The organism is Streptomyces laculatispora, from assembly GCF_017353455.1.
GTDB classification, from domain to species: Bacteria; Actinomycetota; Actinomycetes; order Streptomycetales; family Streptomycetaceae; genus Streptomyces; species Streptomyces laculatispora.
In genome coordinates, this window is sequence record NZ_JAFMPZ010000223.1 from 1 (window position 1) to 12,134 (window position 12,134).

The 12,134-nt window shown below is 68.4% G+C and carries 10 protein-coding genes and 2 pseudogenes; 7 read left to right on the forward strand and 5 right to left on the reverse strand.

Going from position 1 to position 12,134, the window contains the following annotated elements; all coding sequences use genetic code 11:
• The coding region (locus tag J1C73_RS12640) for a VOC family protein (protein ID WP_207316456.1) at positions 1-377 on the reverse strand (377 nt) is incomplete at its 3' end.
• 341 nt (positions 378-718) lie between these two features.
• Here J1C73_RS12640 and J1C73_RS35970 point away from each other — a divergent pair.
• Positions 719-826: pseudogene (locus J1C73_RS35970) on the forward strand (transposase family protein); the annotation flags it as partial.
• A gap of 210 nt (positions 827-1,036) precedes the next feature.
• Here the strand turns inward: J1C73_RS35970 and J1C73_RS12650 are convergent.
• Positions 1,037-1,636, reverse strand: a complete 600-nt coding sequence (locus tag J1C73_RS12650) for a helix-turn-helix domain-containing protein (protein WP_207316457.1) — start codon at positions 1,634-1,636, stop codon at positions 1,037-1,039.
• 91 nt (positions 1,637-1,727) lie between these two features.
• Between J1C73_RS12650 and J1C73_RS12655 the strand changes: the two genes are divergently transcribed.
• The 6 genes from J1C73_RS12655 to J1C73_RS12680 all read left to right on the forward strand — a co-directional run bounded on the left by J1C73_RS12655 (position 1,728) and on the right by J1C73_RS12680 (position 9,230).
• A complete protein-coding gene (locus tag J1C73_RS12655; RefSeq protein ID WP_207316458.1) occupies positions 1,728-2,708 on the forward strand; it encodes an NAD(P)/FAD-dependent oxidoreductase in 981 nt (326 codons plus the stop codon).
• Positions 2,709-2,964: 256 nt separating this feature from the next.
• Positions 2,965-4,029, forward strand: a complete 1,065-nt coding sequence (locus J1C73_RS12660) for an IS110 family RNA-guided transposase (protein WP_207316459.1) — start codon at positions 2,965-2,967, stop codon at positions 4,027-4,029.
• Between the two features lie 54 nt (positions 4,030-4,083).
• The gene (pdxR, locus tag J1C73_RS12665) at positions 4,084-5,553 is read left to right on the forward strand and encodes a MocR-like pyridoxine biosynthesis transcription factor PdxR (RefSeq protein WP_307797677.1); all 1,470 of its coding nucleotides are present in this window, start codon (positions 4,084-4,086) and stop codon (positions 5,551-5,553) included.
• Between the two features lie 318 nt (positions 5,554-5,871).
• The gene (locus tag J1C73_RS12670) at positions 5,872-6,951 is read left to right on the forward strand and encodes a phytanoyl-CoA dioxygenase family protein (protein ID WP_307797678.1); all 1,080 of its coding nucleotides are present in this window, start codon (positions 5,872-5,874) and stop codon (positions 6,949-6,951) included.
• A 171-nt stretch (positions 6,952-7,122) separates the two neighbouring features.
• Positions 7,123-7,956 carry a M55 family metallopeptidase gene (locus tag J1C73_RS12675; protein WP_207316460.1) on the forward strand — a complete coding sequence of 278 codons (834 nt, stop codon included), beginning with the start codon at positions 7,123-7,125 and terminating at the stop codon, positions 7,954-7,956.
• A 68-nt stretch (positions 7,957-8,024) separates the two neighbouring features.
• Complete coding sequence (locus J1C73_RS12680) at positions 8,025-9,230, forward strand: IS4 family transposase (RefSeq protein WP_207316461.1); 1,206 nt, start codon at positions 8,025-8,027, stop codon at positions 9,228-9,230.
• Between the two features lie 480 nt (positions 9,231-9,710).
• Here the strand turns inward: J1C73_RS12680 and J1C73_RS12685 are convergent.
• From J1C73_RS12685 to J1C73_RS12695, 3 genes and pseudogenes are all read right to left on the reverse strand, one after another.
• Positions 9,711-11,339: pseudogene (locus J1C73_RS12685) on the reverse strand (IS1380 family transposase).
• 69 nt (positions 11,340-11,408) lie between these two features.
• Positions 11,409-11,702 (reverse strand): hypothetical protein, encoded by a 294-nt coding sequence (locus tag J1C73_RS34770; RefSeq protein ID WP_242644078.1) that lies wholly within the window; start codon positions 11,700-11,702, stop codon positions 11,409-11,411.
• Positions 11,699-11,914 (reverse strand): ArsR/SmtB family transcription factor, encoded by a 216-nt coding sequence (locus tag J1C73_RS12695; protein WP_242644079.1) that lies wholly within the window; start codon positions 11,912-11,914, stop codon positions 11,699-11,701. Before J1C73_RS12695 ends, J1C73_RS34770 begins: the two co-directional genes overlap by 4 nt.
• Positions 11,915-12,134 lie beyond the last annotated feature (220 nt).

Consider the following 12,134-nt stretch of genomic DNA (forward strand, 5'->3'; position numbering starts at 1 on the left):
CCCGGGCGGCCTGCGGGGGCTACATCTGCTTCGAGGACCACCGGGTTGCCGTCGGGGTCCTGGATGTGGGCGACGCGCTGTCCCCACGGCATGTCGTTGGGGCCGCCGCGGACCGAGCCGCCCAGCGCCGCCACCCGGCCGAGCGTCTCGTCGACGTCGTCGACACCGATGCTGAGCAGGATCCGCGACGCCGCCCCGGTCCCCGGGTTCGCCTTGGCCACCAGCCCGAGGTCGGTGTCGCCGATGCGCAAGCCGAGGTAGAAGGCCGGGCCTTCCTCCGGTGCCCGGAAGATCTCCTCAGCGCCGAACAATTTCGTATAGAAGCCGAGCAGAACGTCCTGGTCGGCAGTCAAGATCACCGGCTGGATGGTGGACATGGCACTCCTGTCGAGAACGGTCGTGTCGCTGGGTAGACCGATTGAGGACGGTGAACTCATCGGCAAACCACCCCGTCGGACGATCTACAACACAGACTGCCGCCCACAACCAGCACGAGCACCCCGAAACCAGGTCACGCCACCCCGCTGACCAGCCACTTCAAGATGGCGGAGCTTGTTTCACTGGTCTCCGGGCCGATGTGATCGCCGAGCTCATCGCTGAGGTTGGCCCGTTGTGGCATGCGCGCCGCCACGCCACGCTGGCCTCTCGGCCGCGTAGCGGGCCGTGGGAGCCGGCGCGAAGCATGGCTGGTGTTCGTTGACCGGCTCTGGCCACCCTCATCCATCTCCGTCACGGGGCCACTCACGAAGTGCTGGCCTGTTGGTTCGGAGTGGCCCGCTCCTCCATCACCCGGGCCATCGGCAAGATCAAGATACGGCCTTTGCTCGCGGAGCACGGGTGCACGATCGATCCCGGCGTCCGGAATTCCGAGGTGCCCATGGCGAAGACCGCAAGGCGAGCAGATAGAGCACGAAAGGCTATCGAGTGGCTCCGAGCACATCGCAACAAAGCAGTCCAGCCGTGCGCCCTGATCCAGTACCCAACCGGCCACTCGCCGTGCCTCCCAAAGGGTGTCTCCAGTGATGGATGCTTCCGGTCAGGCTGGTGGCTTTTTCTGGGAGTGGGGTTTGGCCCGGATGTGCATGCGTTCTCCTTGGGGGCCGAAGAGGTTGAGGATTTCCACGGGGGAGTCTTCGGCGGGGCCGAACCAGTGCGGCAGGCGGGTGTCGAACTCGGCTGCCTCGCCCGGCCCCAGGATCAGGTCGTGGTCGGCCAGGACGAGCCGCAGCCGTCCGGACAGCACGTACAGCCACTCGTATCCCTCGTGCGTGACCGGCTCGGGCTGGTTCTGGTTGGCGGGGATGATCGATTTCCAGGCCTGTACGCCCCCGGTCTGGGCCGAGAGCGGGATCACCGTGCGGCCCTTGTGGACCCTGGGCCGGACGCGGATCCGCGGATCTCCCACCTCGGGTGCCCCGATGAGTTCGTCCAGGGGTACCTGGTGGGCCTGTGCGATGGGCAGCAGCAGTTCCAGGCTCGGGCGGCGCTGGCCGGACTCGAGCCTGGACAGTGTGCTCCTGGAGATGCCGGTGGCCTCGGCCAGTGCCGACAGGGTCACGCCGCGCTGGTCGCGGACGCGCCTGAGACGGGGGCCGACCTGGGCCAGCGTGGCGGCGATCGGTGATTGTTCGTCCATACCCCCATTCCACCTCGTGCGTCCCAGAAATGGCAACGAGGGTTGTCGTGTCAGTGCCGGGCGCGCACGATCGCTGCAGGAGGTTGTTCCCATGGTCGAAACGACGAACGACAAGAACAGCAGGGCACTACGCAGCAACGCCGACGAGGTCCACGATGTGGTGGTGGTCGGCGCCGGAGCGGCCGGTCTGAGCGCGGCCCTGCTCCTGGGCCGTGCTCGCCGCAAGGTAGTGGTGATCGATGCCGGCGAGCCACGCAACGCGCCTGCCGCGCATATGCATGGCTTCCTGTCCCGCGACGGCCTGCCCCCCGGGACCCTGCTCGAACTCGGGCGGGCGGAAATCGTCGGCTACGACGTCCCGGTCCTTCAGGGCCGGGTGGAACAGATCGACCACGGCTACTACGTCCGCATGGCGGGCGGGGCGGTGCTCAAGGCCCGTCGCGTCCTGATCGCGACCGGGCTGCGCGACGAACTGCCCGACATCCCCGGCGTCCGCGAACGATGGGGGAGGGACGTCCTGCACTGCCCGTACTGCCACGCCCATGAAGTCCGCGACCAACCCCTCGTCGTCCTCGGCACCCACCCAGGCGCGGTCCACCAGGCGCTGCTCCTGCGCCAGTGGAGCGACGACATCGTCTTCCTCCCGCACACCCTGGACCTGACCGCGCAGGACCGGGCACAGGTGGAGGCACGCGGTCTGCACCTGATCGAGGGCAAGATCAAGCATCTCGTCGTCGACGATGACCGGCTACGTGGCATCGAACTCGCCGATGGCCACGTCGTGCCCCGTGCAGCCGCTTTCCTCTTCCCGCGTCCTGTCCCGCACGACGAGTTGCTGACCCGGCTGGGATGCGACAAGAACGACGCCGGCTGGGTCGTCACCGACCGCACCGGCCGCACGAGCGTCGCGGGCGTCTGGGCCGCCGGCAACGTCGTCGACCCGCGTGCGCAGGTCGTGGCCGCAGCCGGCACGGGATCCAGCGCCGCCTTCGCCATCAACACCGATCTCCTGGACGAGGATGTCGACCGCGCCGTCGAACAGCACCGCCAGGCAGCCGCCGCCGTCCGGTAGCCCACAGCACGGCAACGCCTGACAGTGAGGATTGACCATGGCATCGCCCGGAGGTCTGACTCTCCGCCTGACTGACGCTTCGGTTGTCCTTGTGGGGAATCGTCGGCCTGCCGGGCGATGCCGTCCGGCGCGTGGCCGGTCGGGCTTCTGTGACTTCATAGGAGCCTGGCCAGAGGTCTCATCACTGTCTTGTCCGTCTGCCCGACCGGCTCGCGCCCTCCCACCGGTGAGCGTCGGAAGGGCAGCACACACCAGCATGGCAGACGAGATAACGGTGGTCGGCGGGATCGACACCCACACCGACCTCCACCAAGCCGCGGTCATCGACAGCATCGGCCGACACCTGGCCACCGAGCAGTTCGAGACCACCCCGGCCGGTTACCAGCGGCTGCTGAACTGGCTCCAGTCCCATGGCGAGGTCCTCGCAGTGGGGATCGAGGGAACCGGTGCCTACGGAGCCGAGATCGCCCGGTTCCTCACAGCGAACAGCGTCACCGTGGTGGAGGTGGACCGGCCGGACCGCAAGGCGAGGCGGGACAAAGGCAAGTCCGACCCGATCGACGCCTACGGGGCCGCGACCGCGGTCCTGTCCGGCCGGGCCGGCGGGACACCCAAGGCACGCAACGGGATCGTGGAGGCGATTCGGGCTCTGCGGGTCGTCCGCAAAAGCGCGGTCAAGGCCCGTACCCAGACCATCAACCAGATCCGCACCCTCATCGTCACCGCGCCGTCCGTAGTGCGGGACAAGCTGCGAGGGCTGTCCACGCGGGAGCTGGTCGACGCCCTGGCCCGCTCCCGCCCCGGCAGCGAGTTCGACGACCCTGCCTGCGCGGTGAGGATCGCTCTGCGACGGTTCGCTCGCCGCTACCAGGCACTCGCCGAGGAGATCAAGGACGCGGACAAGGAGATCGGACCACTGGTCACCCATACGGCCCCAAGGCTGATCGCCCTGCCGGGCGTTGGTCCCGAGACTGCCAGCCAGCTGCTGACGAGCGCGGGCGACAACCCTGACCGGCTCCGATCCGAAGCAGCCTTCGCCCACCTCTGCGGAGCCGCCCCGGTCCCGGCCTCCTCCGGCCGCACCAACCGCCACCGCCTCAACCGAGGAGGTGACCGCGCAGCCAACAACGCGCTCCACACCATCGTCCTGGTCCGCATGAAGTACGACCGGCGCACCCAGGAATACGTCGCCCGACGCACCGCCCAAGGCATGACCAAGAAGGACGTCATCCGCTGCCTGAAACGGTTCGTCGCCCGCGAGATCTTCCGCCACCTACCCCATGTGATCCACACCACTCAACCGCTCCCACAGACCGCTTGACGATCTATAGGAGCTTCCTCAAATTTTCACTCGTACAAGACAGGAATCCCTCGTATGACCGCAGATGCCCCACCCTCGGTGGACAGCGTCACCGAGCAGACGTTCATCGCACGCGTCCTAGGGGCGGATCGCTCCGCCCTGGAGGCGAAGGGGACGGCGGGGTTGCGGTCCGAGCTCATGCGTGTCCTGCGCGAGGCCGTGCGGATGGGGAGGCTGGCCCCTGGCGTCCGGTTGCCGTCCTCTCGCAGCCTCGCTGCCGATCTCGGTCTCGCCCGGAATACTGTTGCCGACGCGTATGCGGAGCTCGTGGCCGAGGGCTGGTTCATCGCCAGGCAGGGATCGGGCACCCGGGTGGCACAGAGGGCCGAGCTGCCGCGTGCCGAGTCGCGTCGGGCGACGGGCCTGGCGCCGCTCCGTACGGTGCGCCCGCGACCCGCGCACAACCTGATGCCCGGCTTGCCGGACCTCTCCACCTTCCCGCGCGCAGACTGGCTCAAGTCGTCCCGTCGGGCCCTCGCTGCCGCCCCCAACGATGCGCTCGGGTACGGGGATCCGCGCGGCCGCGTGGAGCTGCGTACCGCGCTCGCCGACTATCTGGCCCGCGCCCGCAGGGTGTATACGCACCCTGAACACATCGTGATCTGCGCCGGTTTCACCCAGGCGCTGAAACTGGTCGGGGAGGTGCTGCGCAGGCGCCAGGCGCGGGAGGTGGCCGTCGAGTCGTACGGGCTGGACGTGCACTGGCGACTGCTTGCCGACGCCGGGCTGCATATGCCCTGCCTGCCGGTCGACGGATCCGGGGCCAGGACCGGCAACCTCGCCGGGATGCGCGGTGTGGGAGCCGTGTTGCTGACACCGGCTCACCAGTTCCCTACGGGCGCACTGCTCCATCCCGACCGGCGGGCTGCGGCGGTCGACTGGGCGCGTAGTACGGGCGGGCTGATCCTGGAGGACGACTACGACGGCGAGTTCCGCTACGACCGGCATCCGGTCGGTGCCTTGCAGGGAATCGATCCTGAACGTGTCGTACACCTGGGTACGACGAGCAAGTCCCTGGCACCCGGGCTGCGGCTGGGGTGGATGGTGCTGCCGGAGAGCCTGGTGACCGAGGTCGTCGAGACGAAGGGCATCAGCGACTGGTCGGCGAGCGCTCTGGAGCAGCTGTCGCTCGCGGAGTTCATCGAGTCCGGTGCATACGACCGCCATGTGCGCTCGATGCGGCTGCGCTACCGGCGCCGACGTGACCAACTTGTCGCGGTCCTCGCGGAACGAGCCCCCGAGGTCCGGGTCAGCGGCGTGCCTGCCGGCCTGCACGCCATGCTCGAACTCCCCAAGGGAGGCGAAGCGTTGGCGCTGCGCGCGGCGGCGTGGCAGGGATTGGCGCTGGAGGGGTTCTCGCGATTTCGTCACCCGGACGAGGCACCGGGCCGTGACGCCCTGGTCATCGGCTACGGGGCGCCGACCGACAGTGCCTGGGCGGGCGCGTTGGAAGCACTCTGCCGGGTGCTCACGCAGATGCCCTGACGGCACGCGCGCTGCCGGTCGGCCAGGAGGCTCCGGGGGGAGGCTCGGCCAGTCGTGCTGGTCCACGCCGGTCCGTTCCAGTTCGGAATTGCCCCGACACCGGCCCTGTCGTGCTGGGTCGGAACGGTCCGAGGTGTCATCATCCGCTGCGACGACGCCCGCGAGGGCCGATGCATCCGCATCCACAAGAGCTGCTCAGTCATAGCAAGAAAGTAGGCATTGTTCGGATTGGCCCGTGTAGAACGAGTCATTGTCAGTGCCTGTCTGACAGGAGTGGCCTGCCAGTAGGGCAGCGTTCGGCTCAGTGGGAGCAGGCGCGTGCTGGCCAGGGGCGGGCTGTCGTGCCTGGCGCCGCAGAAGGTGAAGCTGACCGGGGCAATCTCAGGGCGCCGAAGTCGCCGAGATATCCTCCTCCACTGCCTTCGCCAGCTGCAACACAGCAGGTCACGGCCTCCAGGCGAGGTAGTCGACGTCATCCGCCGTGACGGCGGCGTCATCATCGACGGCTTCCTCAAGCCGTCCGCTCTCGCCGAGCTGCACCGGCAGCTGGAGCCGGTCCTCGACCAGACCCGGTGCGGCGACGACGCGTACTTCGCCGGGACGAAGACCCGACGTGCCGACGGACTGTTCGGCCGACTGGACCTGATGCCGGATATCGCCCTCCACCCCCTGTACTACGGAGCCGCCAAGAAGATCCTCCAGAAGCCCGTGCCGATCTGGGCCGGTGACGACCGGGTCGAGATCGTCCCGGACATCCAGGTCGGTGTCACCCAGGCCATCCAGATCCAGCCCGGGCAGGATGACCAACGGCTGCACCGCGACGACTCGAGCTTCCTCTGGCGGCACCCGGACTATGGCCGCGAGGGGCGGGTGCAGATCATGGTCGCCGTCAGCGATTTCTCCGAGGAGAACGGAGGAACCCTGGTCATCCCCGGCAGCCACCTGTGGGACGACGAGCGCGGGCCCAGGCGTGAGGAGGCAGTCTCCACGTGCATGCGCGCGGGGTCGGCGCTGATCTGGATCGGGTCGACCTACCACGGCGGTGGTGACAACTCGTCCGATGCGGCCCGGACCGGTCTGACCATGGCGTTCGACCTCGCCTGTCTGCGCCAGGAGGAGAACCAGTTCCTGTCGATACCGCGCGACAAGCTGCTCGGCCTGTCCGAGGAGATCCAGCGGCTGTTGGGGTGGGGGTCCGGAGAGAACCTGATGGGCTATGTCGAACGCGACGGCCAGATGGTCGACGCCCACGTCCTGCTCGAAAAACGCAGTCGACCTGCCCACCGTGCGCTGACCGAGGGCCGAACCCGGGAGCGCCCCCACGTTTCCCTGCAGGGGAGTCTTCCCTTGAACCGCCCCCGTGGCGGATGCAGGACGCGGGAGGACTCCCACCGCTGAGTCAGTCGCAGCTGGCGAGGCCCGATTCGGCGGGTGATGGAGTGCCACGCGATGAATGTGCAGAGCCGACCAGTCTTTCGCAGCCTCGTGTGGATCACCGAAGTACCGGGACGAACCGCGGCACAGCGCTCGGCGTCCCTCGAAGTGACCAACTATTTGGGAGAGTGCAACGTGCGGATCTACATCAGCGCCGACATGGAGGGCATCACCGGACTCGTCGACGCCGACGACGTCCAGCCCAGCGGCAGGGACTACGAACACGGGCGAATGATGATGACCGAGGACGTCAACGCGGCGGTCCGTGGCGCCCTCACCGCCGGTGCCACCACGGTCACCGTCAACGACGCGCACGGGCCCATGCGCAATCTGCTCCCCGAGCTACTGCACCCAGCCGCCCGCCTGGTCCGCGGCAAGCCCAAGAACATGATCATGCTCGAAGGGCTCGATGCCACCTACGACGCGGTGCTTTGCGTCGGCTTCCACTCCCGCGCCGGCACCCTGGGCGTCATGAGTCATAGCTTCATGGGCCACGAGATCGAGGACATGTGGCTCGAAGACCGGCCCGTCGGCGAAATCGGACTCGCTCACGCCACCGCCGCGGCGCTCGGAGTCCCGGTCGTGATGCTGTCCGGTGACGACACTGCCTGTGCAGAGATGACCGACTGGGATCCCGCTGTCACCTGCGTCGCCGTCAAACACGCAGGCGGCCGATTCGCTGCTGAGCTACCCCCACTCGCCGAAGCGCGCCAAGCCATCGAGACAGCGGTCGCCAGCAGCCTCACCACCCGGCAGGCGGCAGCCCTCACGGCTCACTGCGGCACGTCCACTCTCACCGTCCGCTGGCAGTCGGCGTCGGTTGCCTCCACACTGCTCGGCATACCGGGTGTCACCTCAGCCGACAGTCGCACGGTCCAGGCCAGCGGCCCCCTGCCCGACCTCTACCGGCTGTTCGGCGTTTGGACGCGTGTAGCCACCGCTCTCACCAACCAGGCGCCCTATTGCTGAACTCTCTAACCTCAATACCAGTGACTTAAGGGCCTGGGCTGGTAGTGTGGCGTCCAGGAGGTGCGTGGATGCCACGACCGGGGCAGGTCAAGCCGGAGACGGATGAGCGGTTGTCGGACCGGATCGCGGTCGGGCTGCTGACGCGTACGTTTCCGCCGGAGCTGGTGGACCGGGTGGTCGCCGGGTGCGGCCGTTCTGGCCTGCGCACTCGGCTGCTGCCGCCGCGGGTGGTGGTCTATTTCGTGCTGGCGATGTGCCTGTTTTCGGGGCAGGGCTATGAGGAGGTCGCGCGGCTGCTCACGCAGGGTCTGACCTGGGCGAAGCGGTGGTCGGGCTCGTGGCAGGTGCCGAGTACGGCGGCGATCTCGCGGGCGCGGGTGAAGCTGGGGCCGGAACCTTTGAAGGCGCTGTTCGCCGAGGTTGCCCGGCCGTTGGCGACCGGGGAGACCCGGGGTGCCCGCTATGGGCGGTGGCGGCTGGTGGCGATCGACGGCACGGTCTTCGATGTGCCGGACAGCGAGCAGAACGCGGCGTACTTCGGGCGGCCGAAGACGCATCGCACCGAGCGGTGCGCGTATCCGCAGGTGCGGATGGTGGCGCTGGCCGAGTGTGGCACCCACGCCATCACCGCCGCCGCCCTGGGGCCGCTGTCGTCCTCCGAACCGGCCCTGGCTCGTGGGCTGTTCGGTCGACTGGGCGAGGGTGATCTGTTGCTGGCCGACCGTGGGTTCACCGGGGTGGAGCTGTGGCGGGCGGCCTCGGCCGGCGGCGCGGACCTGCTGTGGCGGATCCGCTCGCATCAGATCCTGCCGGTGTGCGAGGAACTTCCCGACGGCTCTTATCTGTCGGAGATCGTCATCGCGAAGGACCGTGAGCGCGCCGACCCCACGCCCGTGCGGGTCGTCGAGTACACACTTCACGGCGCAGGCTTTCCCGAACAGGACGCCCCCTACCGGCTGATCACCACGATCCTCGACCCCGAGGCCGCCCCGGCCGCCGACCTGGCCGTCCTCTATCACGAGCGGTGGGAGATCGAGACCACACTGGACGAGCTGAAGACCCACCAGCGCGGTCCCGCCCAGGTCCTGCGCTCCCGCTCGCCCGACGGCGTCGAGCAGGAAGTCTGGGGCCACCTGCTGGTCCACTACGCCATCCGCAGCCTGATGCACGCCACCGCAGACGCCGCCCAACTCGACGCCGACCGGCTCTCCTTCACCCGCAGTCTCCGCCTCGCCCGCCGCCAGGTCACCGCGCAGGCGGCCTTTTCCCCCTGACTGCCTGGCCACAGCCCTCGCCGAAGGCCTGCGGGAGATAACCCGGCATCTGCTGCCCGCCCGCCGCAGACGCTTCAACCCCCGCGTCATCAAACGCAAGATGTCCGGCTTCGGCGTCAAACGCGACGAACGTCGACACCCACCGCAACCCGACCAGAGCCCAGCCGAGGCCGTCACCATCGCCCCGCACTGGCGCACAGCCTCAATCAACCCACCGACGAAGGTCCCACGAAGCTGGGACGCGATCCCTTAAGTCACTGGTATTGTCTCTAACCTCGATCTTTCATGACGGTCCGTCGGTTTCTTCGGCGGGCCGTCTCGGCTGTTCGGGCTGGTGGCGGCCAGGCTGATGGCTCGGTTGTCGCGTCGGGTGGGCGCCGGGTTCCACGGCTCCGGTCGGGTGGTGAGGCTTGCAGGGACGGGAACGTGCTGGTCAGCCGGGGTTCGGGAGAGCTTCGAGCCGTGCCAGGGCGTCGGTGATCACGTCGGTCCAGGGCCAGTGGCGGGCGAACCGCAGATACCGGCGGCGGGCGGTCGTAACCAGGTCGTAACCAGCTGGGCGGCGGCGGAGAAGAGGCGGATCCTCAGGCGACGGGGTTCCCACCTGCGGGTTTCGCCGGTCAGGGCGAGCATGGGCATCCATGCGATCAGGTCGAGGGCGATCTGGACGATCTCCAGCCAGATCTGGTTCTGCGCAGTGTCGTGCAGGGGCAGGTTGCGCAGGCCGGTGGCGCGGGCGGCCCGGATGCGGTCCTCGGCCCGTGCCCGCTGGCGGTGTCGCAGCTCCAGTGCCGCGATCGGCATGTCGGTGGTGTTGGTGGCGAAGCAGGTCAGCCATAGTCCGTAGGCGTCGGTGATCCGCAACTGGGCGCCGGGGTGTGTGTGGCCGTTCCTTCCGCACGATCAGCCGCATCCCCTCGGCCAGCCCTTGAGGCAGTCGCCGGTGATCTCGGCGACCCAGGCACCGTCACGGATGTCGCCGCCGGGCTCGACCGCTGCCGTCCAGGCCGGGGCGGGGACTTTGAGCACGGCCTGGTGAATCTGCTCAGTGATGGTCATGCCGACCGAGTACGACAGCCACCGTCCGCGCTGGGCGAGCCAGGCTGTGAACTCATGCGTTCCGCCCCCGGAGTCGGTACGAATCAGAGTCCGGCGTCCACGCCTGTACTTCTTCGGCAGTTGCGCCAGGGCGAGTTGGGCCGTGGCGATGTGATCGGCGGCGGTGTTGCTGCCCGCGTTGCCGGGCCTGAGCAGGCCGGCCACCGGCTCCCCGCTCCCACCGCTTCCGTGATCGACGAACCCCATCAGCGGATGGTGTCCGAAGGTCTTCTTCCAGGTCGCGGCAGCGTCCTGCTTCTCGGAGTGGGCCAGCACGAGCACCCCGTCCAGGTCCACGGTCACCTGGCCTGAGGCGTCCGGGGCCGCGTTCTTGGCCACGTTCCAGACGCGTTCGCGTGCTTCGGCCCACGCGGCCCGTATCGCGGAGAGGGCCTTCGGGCCAGCCGCGGCAAGGGTGTCGATGAGGCGGGAGACTGTCGGGTCGGAGGCCACCGGCCCGAACACGGCCGGCTCGCCCCGCAACATCCCGACATCCGCCAGGCAGTCCCCGCCCAGGGCGACCGTGAGGGCCACGTCCAGCAGGATCTTGCCCGGATCGTGCACTGCCCGAGGACGCCGCAACGGCGCAAGCGCAGTCGATATCGCCTGGTCCAGCCCGGCCTTGCGGACGGTCTCGACCAGCAGAACGCCCCCGGCCTGGGACAACACCCCGCGGACACTGCCTCGATGCGGACGCGTGAATAGGACCCGATACGCTTCTTCACCTGAGAAGTGCCTCCGACGGTGGCAGGAACAAGGACCTCGACAATCCTCATTGTTGCTGGTCAGAGGCATTTTTCGCTTACGGGGCCACCCGTCGGACAGCCCATTTCGTGAAAGCACGAGGTTGACAGCCAGAGCGACCATGCTGAGGAGACCAACAGCGACGACCAGGGCCATTGTCCATTGCCAATTCAGCTGGTTGCTGATGAGCATCCCGACCGGCACTCCAGCGACTGTTCCGGTGGACAGCCCGAAGGTCACCAATGGCCATGGCGCGACCTCTTTCATGGTCGGCGACCATGGCGGCGGCAGCTGCGGTTGCCACCGCGGTGAGCACGCCGGCGCCGGCGCCTGCAATCACCCGCGAGGCAAGAAACACCTTGGTTCCCGACGAAACCACGGTGACGAGGTTGCCGAGAACACACCCAGCGCGATGAGTAGCGCCCTGGCGGTACTCCCACGGATCAGCATTCCTGACAGCAACGGCCCCGCCAGAGCGTATGCCGCAGTGAAGGCTGTCACACCCAGATCAACCGCCGCGGCCGTCGTGGCGAGCGCATCAGCGATCGAGGGCAGCACCCCGGCGAGAACATAGGCATCGATACCCAGCGCGCTCGCGGCCGCGACAAGCGGCCAGACGCGGCGGATCATGCGTCCTCCTTCGCGGGGGCGGCCTCCTGATACCCGTTGAGGACAGTGCTGATCAGGCCGGGGAACCGCGCCTCCAGGTCATCGCGGCGCAGCTGGATCATGCGCTTGCGTCCTTCAGCGCGGACGAACACCACCCCGGATTCCCGCAGGAGGCTGGTGTGATGTGTGAGCGTCGACCGTGGCAGGTCCGGCCCCAGCTCGATGCTGTCCACCTCACCGCGCTCAGAGCGTTCGCCCCGGCCGAGAGCGGTCGGGGAACTCTGCCCCCGGTGTCGATCACGTGCGCCTCCGGCCGAACCCGCCCGTCCTCGCCTCCGGCCAAGCGCTTGGCCAGTCGGGAGCGGCGGTCTGCGGTGCCGAGGGGTTGGTGCCCCGGCGGTAGAGATGGGCGGCGAGGGCGATGGCTGTGTGAGTGGCGGGGTGGGCGTCGTG